The following is a 14,875-nucleotide window of genomic DNA, read 5'->3' as shown; positions in this document are numbered from 1 at the left end:
TAAAGGACAAGAGCTTCCGGTTCTCAACTCGCGTTGAAAAACAACCACTTACAAGTAAGTGGGCCGGCGAAAGCGGTCGCACTTGTCCAAATTCGGTATCATGACAGTCGCTAGAAACGACAAACGCGAACTCCGATGGCTGTTATGAAACAGCCGTTTTCCGGGCGCGTTCGACGATATCCACAGCCGCACGAAATGCGGAGTCTATATCCATTTCTGTCGTATCAAGCAAGTGTGCATTTTCAGCGGGTTTTAATGGGCTGTCTTTGCGGGTGCTGTCACGCTCGTCGCGGCGCTCCAGATCCACTAGGATTTCATTAAAATCAGCTGGAATTCCCTTGCCGTTCAACTCGTCCGTACGGCGCTTTGCACGCGCTGCCGGAGAGGCTGTTACAAACAGTTTTGCAGTCGCATCAGGACACACAACAGTGCCGATGTCACGGCCATCCAGAACAGCCCCTGGCTCCTGCTCAGCAAACGTACGCTGAAGGCGCACCAGTTCCTCACGAAGACCAGAAAGAACAGCAATGCGAGATGCTGCTTCTCCAATCTCATGGGCAGAGAGCTGATTGCGGTCCAGATTGCCCAGATCAAGGTTCTGAGCAACGGAGATGGCAACAGCTTCATCACCAAGTGGCAGGCCGCGCGCAAGCAGCGCAGCGGCAACAGCACGATACGTCAAACCGGTATCCAGATGGCGAAGTCCAAAATGCTCAGCGAGCTGGCGTGCGAGTGTTCCCTTGCCAGATGCCGCTGGTCCATCCAGAGCAATAATCATGCAGCTTCCTCATTCTTATTTTCAAGCTTGCCACCCAGCTCGCCAAACATGGAGAGGAAGGTCGGGAAGCTTGTTGCGATTGGTGCTGCATCATCAACTTGAACCGGCTTGTGAGCAGCGAGCCCCAGAATAAGGAAGCTCATTGCGATCCGGTGATCCAGATGTGTAGCAACAGTACCACCGCCAATATTGTTAGCACCACCAGTAACAGTCAGACTGTCCTGTTTTTCAACGCACGGAATACCGTTTGCTTCTAGACCACGTGCAACAGCAGCCAGACGATCTGACTCCTTCACGCGCAGCTCTTCAAGACCGAGCATAACGGTCTCACCCTGAGCAAAGGCAGCGGCAACAGACAGAATTGGATATTCATCAATCATGGAAGGCGCGCGGTCCGCTGGAACCGTAATACCCTTCAGTTTCGAATACTTGGCGCGAATGTCGCCAATCTTCTCTCCACCACTTTCCCGTTCATTCGAGATGGTAATATCAGCGCCCATTTCAAGCAGACTAGTAATAAGTCCAATACGATGCTCGTTCAGGAGCACGCCTTCAACGGTCACATCAGAACCCGGTGTGATCAACGCAGCAACAATCGGGAAGGCCGCAGAAGATGGATCGCCAGGAACAGTGATGTCCTGCGGCTGCAGCTTTGGCTGACCCTGCAGGGTGATCACGCGCTCACCGCTTTCATTGATCTCAACGTTCAGCTCTGCACCAAAACCAACGAGCATCTTCTCGGTGTGGTCACGAGTTGCCACAGGCTCGATAACGGTTGTTGTACCAGCAGTGTTCAAACCAGCCAGCAGCACTGCAGATTTAACCTGAGCAGAGGCCATTGGCACACGATACGTGATCGGAATAGGAGTGTCGCTGCCGCGGATAGACGCTGGCAGGCGATCGCCATTACGTGCCACAACCTGAACACCCATCTCGCGCAGTGGGTTAAGGACGCGGCCCATTGGGCGCCCTGACAGGGAGGCATCACCAGTCATGGTGACAGCAATAGGATGGCTCGCAAAGATGCCCATTGCCAAACGTACACCAGTACCCGCATTTCCGAAGTCGATTGGAGCTTCCGGCTCCAACAGGCTACCCAGTCCAACGCCATCAACCGTCCACGTACCATCTTCCTGGCGAACACACTTGGCACCTACTGCATTCATTGCGTTTGCAGTACCAATCACATCTTCTGATTCGAGCAGACCAGAGATGGTGGTTTTGCCGAGTGCCAATGCACCAAACATGAGGGAACGGTGGGAGATAGACTTGTCACCTGGAACTTTGATCTGGCCGTTAAGCGGAGAGCCACTGTGAGCGGTCACAATTTGCGGTGACGAATTATGGGACATGTTCATTTCCGGGGTTGCGAGACTGAAAAAACTAGTTCCTCCTAGCACGGAAGAAAAAGACAGTCACCCTAGGGCGCATTGAACTATTGCGAAATTTCGGCAGTGAATGTACGACTTCGGGTAGATTTCTAAGATTTATCTTTGACATGATGGCCAACCTGAGGCTAAGGGGGCCGTCAACGAGATACAAACAAAGGTGAGAACCGTGGCAAGACCGGAACTCGGAACCAAGCGCCTGTGCGCGGCGTGTGGCGCTAAATACTATGATTTGAACCGTGACCCAATCATCTGCCCTAAGTGTGGCGATATGTTTGATCTGGGCATGACAGCGAAGACTGCAAAAGCTGTAAAAGCTGTTCAGAAAGAAGAAGCTGAGGACGCATTGGTAAAAGACGATGCAGAATTGGTATCTCTGGAAGAAGCTGATGCAGAAGCAGCTGGTGAAGATATTCCTGATCTGGACGAAGATGGCATCAGCGATGACATCGGTGGCGATGACTCCGACGTATTCCTGGATGATGAAGACGACGAAGACGCTTCCGTTCCAGGCATCGTAGTGAGCCGCGACGACGACGAAAGCTAAAATTTCCACAGCCTGTGAAACCGCAGGCTGTTATGAGAGTATTCTCTTGAAATGTGGGGGCGGCCCATCTATGTTCCGCCTCCATCAGCACTAAAACTTCATTGAAGTATCGGTGCTTAGAAGAAGAACGGGGCCTTAGCTCAGCTGGGAGAGCGCTTCGCTGGCAGCGAAGAGGTCAGGGGTTCGATCCCCCTAGGCTCCACCAAAACCATTTTGCAAGAAATGGCTATCTTCTTCCCAAATCAGACATGTCATTAGTCTGATAAAGATGGGGCCTTAGCTCAGCTGGGAGAGCGCTTCGCTGGCAGCGAAGAGGTCAGGGGTTCGATCCCCCTAGGCTCCACCAATTACCCTTTAGCTAGAAATAGCTGACTTCTCCCAAAATCATCGATTTCAAAAGCTTCGCCTCCAGCAACTCCTGCTATGAGAGAATTGAAGCTCTGCAGCCATTGATACGCAAGGAATTTGCTATACATCTGCCGCAACTGTTTCTTTTGCGCAGAGGTCGTCGATGTCAGCATCCATCGTAATCCATTGGTTCCGTCAGGATCTTCGCCTGAGTGACAACCCTGCGCTGTCTGCGGCCTGTGAAGCTGGCGAAGTTATCCCTCTCTATATTCTGAATGATAAAGAGTACGGTGCTAGAGAACTCGGCGGCGCGACCAAAAACTGGCTGCACTATTCTTTAAAAGCTCTCAATGAAAGCTTGAAAGGGCAACTGTTGATAATGCGCGGTGACCCCACCGTAATCATCAACTCGCTCATTCAGGAGACCGGTGCAACGGGTGTTTTCTGGAACCGATGCTATGAGCCATGGCGTGTAGAGCACGATGCTCAGCTGAAATCTGACCTTGAAGAAAACGGTGTCACAGCCAAGAGCTTCAACGGCTCACTCCTCTGGGAACCCTGGCAGGTAGGTAAACCGGACGGCAGCCCGTATAAGGTGTTCACTCCCTTCTATCGCAAAGGCTGTCTTCAGGCTCAGGAACCCAGAAAGCCTTTGCCTGTTCCTGACCAATTGCGCATGCATTCTTTAAGTACGGCAGGGGCTCTCTCAATCGATGAGCTCAACTTGCTCGAAGAACGGCCGTGGTCAGCTCAAGTGAGCAGTCACTGGGAGCATGGCGAAAAAGCTGCCCAAAACCGTCTCTATGCATTTTTTGAAGATGGGCTCTCTGATTACAAAGATGGCCGAAACTTCCCAGCTCTGACTCATACTTCCCGCCTGTCGCCTCATCTGCACTTTGGTGAGATCTCTCCCAGCCAAATCTGGTGGGCATTAGGCTCACATGAGGAAACACGAGACATCGATCATTTCCGCAGTGAGCTGGGCTGGCGTGAATTCTCCTATTCTCTGCTATTCAACAACCCGACCCTCCCAAAGAGTAATCTGAACGAAAAGTTCGACAACTTCCCATGGCTCTCGGATGATCAGCGCCTTCTCGCATGGCAGAAAGGCCAAACAGGTATTCCGATTGTCGATGCAGGTATGCGTGAACTCTGGCAGACCGGGTACATGCACAATCGCCTGCGCATGATCGTTGGATCGTTCCTCGTCAAAAACTTGCTGCTGGACTGGCGATTGGGAGAGGAGTGGTTTTGGGACTGTTTGGTCGATGCTGATCTCGCCAACAACAGCGCCAGTTGGCAATGGATCGCCGGATGTGGTGCAGATGCAGCTCCTTACTTTCGCATCTTCAATCCAATCCTGCAGGGCGAAAAGTTTGATGCTCATGGCGATTACACACGCCGTTTCCTGCCTGAACTAAAAGATCTGCCGGACAAGTATCTCTTCAAGCCTTGGGAAGCGCCTAAGGACATCCTGCAGGGTGCTGGTGTCACACTGGGAGAAAACTACCCGCTTCCAATCGTGGATCTCAAGAAATCTCGAGATGAAGCCCTGCGTGCCTTTGAGGAGATAAAATAAAATTCGCTCTCATGTGATCTGCCTTCAGAGATGGTCAGTATAAGACTTTGTGCGCGGCGGTCTGTCGCAGTTAATCCTTATGTAATTACCTCGTTACATCTCTGGGGAGTGGAGGCTTCTATGCGTTTATCTATGATTTCACTTGTAAGTTCACTCATTATTGCTGGTTCATTAAATGCAAATGCAGGAACTATTGTAGAAGTAGCTCAAGGGGCAGGGCAGTTTAACACCCTTATTGCTGCCGCTCAGGCTGCGGGCTTGGATGGAGCACTGGCCAATGGTGAGAACCTCACCGTGTTCGCTCCGACTGATGAAGCCTTCGCAGAGCTTCCGGACGGGACGGTCGAAACGCTTCTGAAGCCAGAGAACAAAGATCAGCTCGTTGCCGTACTCAGTTATCACGTGCTCCCACGCAAACTGGCATCCACCGATCTGCCAGGACGCACCATTCACGTGAAGACGATTAAGGGATCAGGGGATAAGACACTCTCCGTTTCGAAAAACACGTCTGGTGTGACGGTAGATAATGCAAACGTCATCAGCGCAGACATTCCAGCTGACAACGGGATCATTCATGTGGTCGATAAAGTGTTGCTGCCCTCAAACTAAACGGGAAGCGACATCACTCATTATGAGTTTCTGCCAGAGGGCGTGGAGCATCCGTTCTGCGCCCTTTGAGCTGTCATAAAACGGAGTCGGGTGACTCTATTTGATTGAAATGAATGCATTTCACCTGCTCAAGAATGCAAGTTTTTGCATTAGAAGTTGTATTTCGAGAGTTGCACACAGTGCGCCTGTGGATAAGTTCAGGCCTGTTTTGTCTTCGAAAATTTGCGCGTGCAAGCATTAAGACAGCTCATCGGCATAAACGTGCAAGGTGCAAAATTTGAATTTGTTCGCCGTCTAGGTATTTCCCCGATATATCAAGTGATTAGCCGCCAAATCTTTCTGTAAATCTCAATGTTCGTATTATTTCGTATCGAATTTTTCCGAAACAAAACTTCCAATTTTAGACACTTCAACCATGCTGAAAGGTCGAAAATTTGGCATAAAAAACAGTCTGCTTAGGTGGGTTTCGTTTTTCCGAAACATGACAATCTCATGATAATTATGAAAAAAAACGAAGATCCAATTGCAATTCATCGAAACTTCAAGAAACTGTCATCCTAGTGTGAAACACCTAAGTGATATCGCAGATGAGGCGTAGGGGATGGATCGCCAAGGCGATGGATCAGGTGTTCACTCCGCTTCGCATGTTAGATTTTTTCAACTTTCCCACTGGGGGGCAACAAAAATGACTCTTCGTAAAGCAGCTGGTGTAGCAACCTTTGCAGCACTCGCAATGTCTTCAACAGCGTCTTTCGCTGCGACAGAAATCAACTGGTGGCACGCAATGGGCGGCCGTCTGGGTGAAGTTGTCAACGAAATCTCCACCAAATACAATGCATCTCAGGATGTCTGTAACCTGACCCCGGTTTACAAAGGTAACTACGAAGAAACTTTGACCGCAGGTATCGCAGCATTCCGTGCCGGCGAACAGCCAAACATCTTGCAGGTATTTGATGCAGGTTCCGCTACCATCATCGGTGCAAAGGGCGCAGTTGTTCCAGCTGAAGACCTTCTGAAAGATGCAGGTGTTGAGTTCAACATCGAAGACTACATTGCTGGCGTACGCTACTTCTACGCAGACGCAGCTGGCAAAATGATCGGCATGCCGTTCAACTCCTCTACTCCAATCCTCTACTACAACGTAGAAGCACTGGCGAAAGCAGGCGTTGAAGCTCCTAAGACTTGGGAAGAGTTCGAAGCGATCGCTCCTAAGCTGAAAGCAGCGGGATACGTTCCACTGGCACAGTCTCACCTGCCATGGATCTTCACTGAAAACTTCATGTCCCGTCACAACCTGCCATTCGCAACCAACAACAACGGTTATGATGGCGCGAAAGGCACCAAGATCCTCGTAAACAACGATGCGATCAAAATGCACTTCACAAAGGTTAAAGGCTGGCTTGATGCTGAGCTGTTCGGCTACTACGGCACTGGCTGGGGTGACAACCAGAAGGTATTCCAGGACGGTTCCGCTGCAATGTGGCTCGGTTCTTCAGGTTCCTTCGGTGGTCTGATGAAGTCCACAGACTTCAAATTCTCCGCAACCAACCTGCCTTACTGGGCTTCTGTTAACGAAACCGGTACCAACACCTTCATCGGTGGTGCTGCGCTCTTCGCAATGGCTGGCAAGCCAAAAGGCGAAAACGACTGTGTTGCAAACTTCTACTCCTTCCTGACTTCCTCTGAGATGCAGTACTACTGGCACAAAGAAACTGGTTATGTGCCAATCACCAACGCTGCATACGACCTTGCGAAGAAAGATGGCCACTACGACCGTCTTCCAGCAGCTGAAGTTGGAATTAAGCAGCTGACACTGCCAGGTGGCGACCACACCAAAGGTTACCGCATGGGCTTCTACGTTCAGGTGCGTGACGTAATGAACCGTGAATACGGCAAAATCTTCTCCGGTGAAAAGTCTGTAGACGACGCGTTCCAGACCATCGAAGACGAAGCAAACAAGCTTCTGGCTCGTTTTGCTAAGACCGCTAACTAAGACTTAGCACTTAGATTTTCGCTAGGGCCGGAGACGCTATCAAGTGCCTCCGGTCTCAGGTTGTTTTAGAAATAAAATGTTCCCGAACGGCAGTTTGTTCGAGCAGCATTTTTAAAACAAGCGGTCAGGCTTGCTAGGCAACCGGCCACCACAACGAAAACAGCGACTAGGCCAGTCCATGAAACGAGTTCAATTCTCACATCCATTGATGCCCTACATGCTGCTGCTCCCGCAGCTGCTGATTGTTGGCGTCTTCTTTCTGTGGCCAGCGGCAGAAGCAATCAGAGCGTCTTTCTATCTTGAAGACCCGTTTGGTTTCGGCTCGACATTTGTTGGCCTGGATAACTTCACAGATGTTGTCACTGCGAGTGAATACGGCAGAACTGCCTGGTTCACGCTCATCTTCTCCGCTGCAGTTACTTTCTTTTCTCTCAGCATCGCTCTTCTGCTGGCAGTAAAAGCCGATAACGTCATCAAAGGTGCCTCCACTTACCGCACTTTGCTGATGTGGGTTTATGCGATCGCCCCTCCCGTCGCAGGCCTCGTAGGCGTTATGCTGTTTGACCAGCACATTGGTCCACTCAACGATCTGGCACATGCCCTCGGCTGGAACATGCAGATCGGTGTGAACTACTTTGATACTGCATTTGCTATGACCGTGATCGCGGTTTGGAAGCAAATCCCAATCAACTTCATCTTCTTCCTCTCTGGTCTTCAGAGTGTTCCGAAATCCGTTCAGGAAGCAGCTGCGGTCGATTGTAAATCTTCTTCCCGTCGTTTCTGGACTGTAACGTTCCCACTGCTGGCTCCAACCAGCTTCTTCCTGCTGATCATCAACATCACTTACGCGCTCTTCGATACCTTCGGTATTATCGATCTGGTGCTTAAGGGTGAGCCAGGCAACAACCCTGTAACTCTCGTTTATAAGGTGTTCCTCGATGGCTTCCGCGGAAACGACCTTGGTGGGTCTTCAGCACAGTCTGTGATCCTTATGATCCTCGTGTTCGCTCTCACGGTCTTCCAGTTCCGTATGATCGAACGTCGCGTGCACTACAGTTAAGGAGGGATCAATGAAACGCTCACAGTTTTGGGATCATACGATCCTCGTCCTCGGCGCTCTCTTTATGCTGGTGCCAGTCGTTTACGCTCTCATGACCTCCAGTCATGATGCGGTGTCCATTTACAAGCATGGTCTGCAGTTGACCCCGGGCGGTCACTTCACAGACACCTATAAGCAGGTTCTGACTGAAGCTGGTGGTTTCACGAAGTCCGTGACTGGCCTGACCATGCTGTGGAACTCCTTGATCCTCGGCCTTGGCTTCGCCATTGGTAAGATCGTAATTTCCATGTTGGCGGCTTACGCAATCGTGTACTTCCGCTTCCCGCTTGGAACGTTCTTCTTCTGGATCATCTTCTCCACGCTCCTGCTTCCGCTGGAAGTGCGTATTCTGCCGTCCTACGAGATCGTGCAGGGACTGGGCATGGCGAACACCTACACCGGTTTGATCGTACCGCTGATTGCGTCTGCTACAGGCACTTTCTACTTCCGTCAGTTCTTCAAATCCGTACCGGATGAATTGGTTGAGGCAGCGCGTATCGATGGTGCAGGGCCGCTGAAGTTCTTCATCGACATTCTTGTTCCACTCTCCAAAACCATGATTGCTGCAATCTTCATCATCATGTTTGTTTTCGGTTGGAACCAATACCTCTGGCCAACACTCATCACCACAGATGAAAGCCTCTTCACGCTGGTGCGTGGTATGAAGCAGATTCTTCAGGTGTGGATTGGTGCTCAGATCCCGGATACGAACCAGGCAATGGCGCTTGCGGTTCTCGCAATGCTTCCACCGGTTCTCATCGTGGTGATCTTCCAGTCTTGGTTTGTAAAAGGGCTCGTGGAAAGCGAGAAATAAAAATGGCAGGCATTAAACTTAACACCCTTCGCAAGATCTACGCGGGCAACGTAGAAGCGGTTAAAGGCATCTCCATCGACATTCAGGATGGTGAGTTCATTGTTCTCGTCGGCCCTTCCGGTTGCGGTAAGTCCACTCTGCTGCGCATGGTGGCTGGTCTCGAAACCATCACCGACGGTGAGCTGTTCATCGGCGACCGCCTTGTAAACAACGTAGAGCCAGCAGACCGTGACATCGCAATGGTGTTCCAGAACTACGCGCTCTACCCGCACATGAGTGTTTACAACAACCTCGCGTACGGCCTGAAGAACCGCAACATCCCTAAGGATGAGATTGAAAAGCGCGTTCGCAAAGCCGCTGAGATCCTTGAGATCGGCGACTTCCTCGACCGTAAGCCACGTCAGCTGTCCGGTGGTCAGCGTCAGCGTGTTGCAATGGGTCGTGCGATCGTTCGCGAACCTGCTGCGTTCCTGTTCGATGAGCCTCTATCTAACCTCGATGCAAAACTGCGTGTGCAGATGCGCATGGAGATCAAGAAGCTTCAGAAAGAACTGGGAACCACCAGCCTTTACGTGACCCACGATCAGCTGGAAGCAATGACACTGGCAGATCGCCTGGTCGTTCTCAGCGGGGGTGAAGTCGAGCAGATCGGTTCTCCGATTGACGTCTACGAGAAGCCAGCATCTACCTTCGTTGCAACCTTCATCGGTTCTCCAGCAATGAACCTGCTGCCACTGACCAAACAGGGCAGCGACTGGAAACTCGACAACGGTGCAACTGTTGACGTGAAGCTGAACACCGATCTGTCTGATCTGATCCTCGGCGTACGTCCGGAAGATCTGGTGATCGAAGAGCTCAGCGAGAAGTTCGACACCGGCCTTCATACGGCTCTGACCGTAAATGTCGTGGAGCCTGTTGGTGCTGAGAGTTATGTTCACGGCACCATTGGTGAAGGCAGCGTAGACGTTGTTGTGCGCGCGCCTGGCAAGCTGCACTTCGAACCAGGCCAGATCCTGAAAGTGACTGCAAAGCCTGAGAAACTGCATACGTTTGACACCAAAACCGGCAAGCGTATTGAAGTGCAGGGCGCACTCGAAGCAGCTTAAAGCCTGCTCTGACAAAGCTTTAGAAGGCCCGGCATTGCCGGGCTTTTTTTGTTGGAACTGTGTACGGATGCAGTCCAAAAGCTGTGCCATTTTATCGCAGCTACGCAATCAGCCCTTTCCAAGATTTAAACTTGATGTAAATACTCATATTTAGCCAGCGTATAGCAAGCCAACCACGAATTCAAAACTAGGTTGACCGATGCAAGCAGCAGCGCTGGAGCAATTCTTCGCTCAGGAAACAGATGATCCCCTCCGTTACGCTTTCCAGCGACGGGGCCCACATATGCCCGGATCAGCCGGAGAAGCCGTTGCTGAAGATGCTCAACAGCAAGTTTGGCACGAAATCCAGCACTCTAATCGTTCAGGCATGGCGGTCATGTACTTGCATGTGCCATTCTGCGCCAATCATTGCCTGTTCTGCGGCTTCTATCGCAACAAGTGGCAAGAAGAGCACTCCGCTCCATATGCTGATGCACTGATCAAAGAGCTGGAGCTGGAAGCATCTTCCCCTGCTTCCCAAAGTGCACCAATCAACGCAGTCTATTTCGGCGGCGGAACTCCAACAGCGCTTCACGCAAACGACCTTGCCCGCGTCATCCGTCGCATCCGCGAGCTGTATCCGCTCTCAGCTGATTGCGAGATCACTGTCGAAGGCCGCATCTTCCATTTCGATGATGAAAAGATTGATGCCTGTCTGGATGCCGGTGCGAACCGTTTCTCTACTGGAGTCCAGTCCTTCAACACAAAAGTCCGTAAGCGGCAGGGGCGTAAAGCAACCGGTGAAGAAGCCATTCGCTTCTTCGAAGGGCTTAGAGATAAAAATCGCGCTGCTGTCGTTTGTGACCTGATATTGGGCTTGCCATATCAAAGCGAAGAGGTTTGGCGGCAGGATCTCAAAACCGTGGTGGATTTGGAGCTCGATGGCGTCGATCTTTACACGCTCGCCGTGTTTCCCGGCAGTCTCCTCTCAAAAGCCATCGCAAAAGGCTCCTGCGACCCAGCAGCGCCTCTTCCGCAACAAGGAGGCATGTATGGCGAGGGATTGGAGTACATGCGTCAGTACGGCTGGAAACAGATCTCTTCCAGTCACTGGGGTCGACAAACCCGCGAGCGTAATCTTTACAACACGCTGATTAAGTCCGGCGCGGACTGTCTGGCCTTTGGGTCTGGGGCAGGCGGAAACATCAATGGTTATTCCTACGGCATCCATGGAGGAATCGTGGACTACATGAGGTGCCTGGAGGATGGGGAGAAGCCTCTGTCGCGGTTGCACAGAACTGACCCATTGTCTTCTCCCCTCAATTTCCTGGCTGCTGGCATTGAAGAGATGCGCCTCGACCTTGCCCGTCTGGAGCGTGCAGATCCCAAAGCAAACGGTTTCCGAAGCTCAATCGATCCACTCTTAAGCAACTGGCGCAGCACGGGCCTGATAGCGGGTGAAGAAATCATCTCGCTCACAACGGCAGGCTGTTTTTGGCACCAGACCCTTCTCACATATCTCAAGGCTGCCTTTAAGCTGCATTCCGCCAGCTTGCAGCCAGTAACCTGAAACCATCAAGAAGAGACAGCATGACCGCACAAATCACAGAGCTGAAAGAGAAACTCGCAGAAAACCCAGCAGGCATTCTGGAGAGCATTGCCAAGGAGCATGGTCTCTCAATGGCTGACACAATCCGTTGCCTGCCGGAAGAAATGTGGCGTGAGCATTCTGGTGAGCGTTTTGATGAAGTGATCAAAGCGATCCCGTCATGGGGCAACGTCACAAGCATTGCAAACACTGGTGACATGATCTTCGAAGTGAAAGGTCCATTCCCAGAAGGCTCTTACGCGCGTGGTTTCTATAACCTCAAGCAGACAGAAGGTGGCTTCTCTGGTCACATCAAGGCTGATGCGTGTCATTCCATCCTGTTCCTGAAGCGCCCATTCTTCTCCAAACTGGCAGTATCAATCAACTTCTTGAATGCAGATGGCGATTGCTACCTGAAGATCTTCCTTGGCCGTGATGAGGAAGGTCAGATCAAAGAAGATCAGCTTGAAAAATTTGATGAGCTCGCGAGCTGGTGAACCTGCGAGACATCCAAGTCATAGGCCCACGACCTCTCTCACTGTGAGCCTATGAAAAAACAGAAGCCGGGGCATTGCTCCGGCTTTTCTGTTTACACAAACATCGCGACCACCAGATAACTCGCCATTCCATACAAGCATAGCAAACTCAAGCTCATGAACAGGCCCCGCAATCCGGTTTGTGTAGAAAGATAACTGTAGGTGTAGCCAAGGCGGGAAACTGCGAAGCCGACAATCCAGACCTGGGCCATCAGCGCGACTGGAGAAATCACTGCAACAACAGCCGCCAGAAGCACAAAGTAGATTGAGTTCTCGGTCGTGTTTCGATGCGCATTGTGCCGCCGCTCCAATGCATCACGAGCTTCCTGAGCAATAGATTGAGGACGCCCGCCTTTCTCTTCCCACTCTTCAGGTGTAGCGGCCAGATCATACTTGGCGCGAGTAAGTTCGGTCACAGTCATCAGCCAACTATGGTTACCGAGCAGCAGAACCGCAGCAATGATTACTGCATCAACGACTTCAGGGGAGGGTAGCGCAATGACAAGCGGCTCAACGCCAAAAACGAGTAGATTGATGAGCAAACTGAAACAGACCAACACAAAGGGGTAGGCTTTCACCATCAACGTTGCCCGCGAGTTATTCACCTCAGCAATGTCCATAATACCGCTCCCCCTAGCGCATTCCTTGAAAGTTACCAAAGGGCAAACGCTACGATTTTTGAGGGAAACCGTAAACCTGTCATTCTCAACACGTGGTGATAGGCTGGACTGCAATGGCGGACTGTTGAAAATTCTGCGAGTTTACCACCCCTGCTTGTTTTGAGGTCTGCAAAACTTGTCAGTACCCGAGAGAATTAATTGAGTATCATTAAGTTAACTTGAAACCTTCGCCGCTAACCGCCATATTCCAGAGGAAAGACCGAGGGTGAGATGCCCTCACACCAGATGCCTATTGAGGGTCTGGAGCTGGGTCGCTTTGAAGAAGGACTTGGATTATGACGCGAGTATCTGCGTTTTCGAGCCCATTTATGTTGGGTTTCGACGATATCGAGCGTGTATTGGATAGGGTGAGCAAAGCAGCCAACGACGGCTACCCGCCCTACAATATCGAACGCTTAGCTGCCACCGACGAAAAAGGTGAAGTTATCCGCATTACGCTCGCCGTAGCGGGTTTCACACGTGACCAACTGGATGTTTCTGTTGAGGAAAGCCAACTGGTAATTCGTGGTCGCCAACAAGAAGACAAAACTCGCCAATACCTTCACAGGGGTATAGCTGCACGTCAGTTCCAACGCGCTTTTGTTTTGGCTGAGGGCATTGAGATTTTGGGGGCAGACCTGCGTGATGGTCTGTTGTCTATTGATCTTGCTCGTCCAGAGCCAGAGCGCATCGTTCGCCGAATTGAAATCTCGGCGGGGGACTGAGGTAAAGGAACATTCCTACCTTCGCGCTGATCTGAATATTGAAGCGTATCGCTGAAATCTGACCTCTCAGCTTTCGGGTAAAGATGCGTGATAAAATAAAGACTTAGAGCCTGACACGTGATTGCAAAAGACCGTGGCATGCTCTGATAACTTCCAAGGAGAAGGCGATGACACGCGCCCCTTCTGTGCTGGCCGACGACCCGTACGAAAATTTTGAAGAGCTTGGAGCTGGTGAAGTCGCTTATGTAAGGCGCGTTTCTCCAAACGATCTTAAGAAGATGTTCCCGGATGCTGAGCTGCAGGATGCTGATTTGCCAGCATGGGCACTGCTCGCTGCTGATGGAACACCGCTGGTTCTGACAGACACCCGCAACGCTGCAATTGCGAACGCGATTGAGAACGATCTGGAAGCTCTGAGCGTCCACTAACCCTGTTCCTGCACTCACTGAAGGGTGAGGTTACAAGAAGAGGCATACGCGCAGAAAAGCTGCTGCAACGCATAGAAATACTCTTCAAAACCAGTGAATTAGGCAAAGAAAAAGCCTGGATTGGAATGCGTCCGATCCAGGCTTTTCTGTTTTTATGAGCCAACCGGCCTCAAGCTGCGCTTGGCGAAGCCTGTGGGTGGGTCAGAATAGAGTAAATTGCAGCAGCATCTGTTGTCGCGCGCAGCTTGCTCGCAACATCAGCATCTCTCAGAAGTCGTGCAACACGTGCCAGAGCTTTCAGATGGTCCGCTCCAGCGCCTTCCGGTGCTAGCAATACAAAGATCAGATCAACAGGCTGGTCATCCAAGCTGTCGAACTCGATCGGTTTGTCCAGTCGCGCAAACAAACCGTGCAACCCGTCCAGGTTCACGATTTTTCCATGCGGAATTGCAATGCCGTTTCCGACACCTGTAGAGCCGAGACGTTCGCGTTGCAGCAGCGTATCAAAGATATCGCGCTCAGTTTCTCCGCAAATCTCAGAGGCCCGTTCTGCAAGTTCCTGCAGGGCTTGTTTCTTGCTGTTTGCCTTGAGATTGGCAATGACAGCTTCAGGACGAAGAAGTTCGTTCAGATCCATTCCTTGATCCGTGTTCATGCAAAATACAAAGCCGGTTAACACCGGCTTTGTACAGGGTCACG

At 51.2% G+C, this 14,875-nt stretch carries 15 protein-coding genes and 2 tRNA genes; 13 read left to right on the top strand and 4 right to left on the bottom strand.

Going from position 1 to position 14,875, the window contains the following annotated elements; all coding sequences use genetic code 11:
- Window positions 1-142: 142 nt before the first annotated feature.
- On the bottom strand, window positions 143-778 hold the full coding sequence (cmk, locus tag AC3CB2_RS09430; RefSeq protein WP_352932645.1) for a (d)CMP kinase: 636 nt from the start codon (window positions 776-778) through the stop codon (window positions 143-145).
- On the bottom strand, window positions 775-2,130 hold the full coding sequence (gene aroA, locus AC3CB2_RS09425) for a 3-phosphoshikimate 1-carboxyvinyltransferase (RefSeq protein ID WP_041768853.1): 1,356 nt from the start codon (window positions 2,128-2,130) through the stop codon (window positions 775-777). Before aroA ends, cmk begins: the two co-directional genes overlap by 4 nt.
- Window positions 2,131-2,335: 205 nt before the next feature.
- On the opposite strand from aroA, the gene AC3CB2_RS09420 reads away from it, so the two are divergent.
- From AC3CB2_RS09420 to hutX, 11 genes are all read left to right on the top strand, one after another.
- A complete protein-coding gene (locus AC3CB2_RS09420) occupies window positions 2,336-2,713 on the top strand; it encodes a TIGR02300 family protein (RefSeq protein WP_352932647.1) in 378 nt (125 codons plus the stop codon).
- 129 nt (window positions 2,714-2,842) lie between these two features.
- Window positions 2,843-2,918 (top strand) — tRNA-Ala (locus tag AC3CB2_RS09415).
- 65 nt (window positions 2,919-2,983) lie between these two features.
- A tRNA-Ala gene (locus AC3CB2_RS09410) sits at window positions 2,984-3,059 on the top strand.
- Between the two features lie 165 nt (window positions 3,060-3,224).
- Complete coding sequence (locus tag AC3CB2_RS09405) at window positions 3,225-4,640, top strand: cryptochrome/photolyase family protein (protein ID WP_352932649.1); 1,416 nt, start codon at window positions 3,225-3,227, stop codon at window positions 4,638-4,640.
- 120 nt (window positions 4,641-4,760) lie between these two features.
- Window positions 4,761-5,249 (top strand): fasciclin domain-containing protein, encoded by a 489-nt coding sequence (locus tag AC3CB2_RS09400; RefSeq protein WP_352932651.1) that lies wholly within the window; start codon window positions 4,761-4,763, stop codon window positions 5,247-5,249.
- 685 nt (window positions 5,250-5,934) lie between these two features.
- Window positions 5,935-7,242: an extracellular solute-binding protein gene (locus AC3CB2_RS09395; RefSeq protein WP_352932653.1), complete on the top strand. Its 1,308-nt coding sequence runs from the start codon at window positions 5,935-5,937 to the stop codon at window positions 7,240-7,242.
- Window positions 7,243-7,420: 178 nt separating this feature from the next.
- Window positions 7,421-8,302 carry an ABC transporter permease subunit gene (locus tag AC3CB2_RS09390; RefSeq protein WP_037036400.1) on the top strand — a complete coding sequence of 294 codons (882 nt, stop codon included), beginning with the start codon at window positions 7,421-7,423 and terminating at the stop codon, window positions 8,300-8,302.
- Window positions 8,303-8,312: 10 nt separating this feature from the next.
- A complete protein-coding gene (gene ugpE, locus AC3CB2_RS09385; RefSeq protein ID WP_008548277.1) occupies window positions 8,313-9,155 on the top strand; it encodes a sn-glycerol-3-phosphate ABC transporter permease UgpE in 843 nt (280 codons plus the stop codon).
- A 2-nt stretch (window positions 9,156-9,157) separates the two neighbouring features.
- Window positions 9,158-10,261 carry a sn-glycerol-3-phosphate import ATP-binding protein UgpC gene (locus tag AC3CB2_RS09380; protein WP_014283556.1) on the top strand — a complete coding sequence of 368 codons (1,104 nt, stop codon included), beginning with the start codon at window positions 9,158-9,160 and terminating at the stop codon, window positions 10,259-10,261.
- A 199-nt stretch (window positions 10,262-10,460) separates the two neighbouring features.
- A complete protein-coding gene (gene hutW / locus AC3CB2_RS09375) occupies window positions 10,461-11,810 on the top strand; it encodes a heme anaerobic degradation radical SAM methyltransferase ChuW/HutW (RefSeq protein WP_352932655.1) in 1,350 nt (449 codons plus the stop codon).
- A 20-nt stretch (window positions 11,811-11,830) separates the two neighbouring features.
- Entirely contained in the window at window positions 11,831-12,325 is a 495-nt protein-coding gene (hutX, locus tag AC3CB2_RS09370) for a heme utilization cystosolic carrier protein HutX (protein ID WP_008548800.1), read from the top strand.
- A 92-nt stretch (window positions 12,326-12,417) separates the two neighbouring features.
- Here the strand turns inward: hutX and AC3CB2_RS09365 are convergent, their stop codons facing one another.
- Window positions 12,418-12,984: an MAPEG family protein gene (locus AC3CB2_RS09365; RefSeq protein ID WP_352932658.1), complete on the bottom strand. Its 567-nt coding sequence runs from the start codon at window positions 12,982-12,984 to the stop codon at window positions 12,418-12,420.
- A gap of 335 nt (window positions 12,985-13,319) precedes the next feature.
- Between AC3CB2_RS09365 and AC3CB2_RS09360 the strand changes: the two genes are divergently transcribed.
- Together AC3CB2_RS09360 and AC3CB2_RS09355 are read left to right on the top strand one after the other, a co-directional pair.
- Complete coding sequence (locus AC3CB2_RS09360; RefSeq protein ID WP_008548831.1) at window positions 13,320-13,748, top strand: Hsp20 family protein; 429 nt, start codon at window positions 13,320-13,322, stop codon at window positions 13,746-13,748.
- A gap of 167 nt (window positions 13,749-13,915) precedes the next feature.
- Window positions 13,916-14,176 (top strand): BQ00720 family protein, encoded by a 261-nt coding sequence (locus AC3CB2_RS09355; RefSeq protein WP_008548441.1) that lies wholly within the window; start codon window positions 13,916-13,918, stop codon window positions 14,174-14,176.
- 169 nt (window positions 14,177-14,345) lie between these two features.
- Here AC3CB2_RS09355 and ptsN read toward each other — a convergent pair whose 3' ends face one another.
- On the bottom strand, window positions 14,346-14,813 hold the full coding sequence (gene ptsN / locus AC3CB2_RS09350; RefSeq protein ID WP_008548629.1) for a PTS IIA-like nitrogen regulatory protein PtsN: 468 nt from the start codon (window positions 14,811-14,813) through the stop codon (window positions 14,346-14,348).
- Window positions 14,814-14,875 lie beyond the last annotated feature (62 nt).

The sequence above is a fragment of the Pseudovibrio sp. SCP20 genome (assembly GCF_057774105.1).
This window is presented reverse-complemented; position numbering and strand designations above follow the sequence as displayed.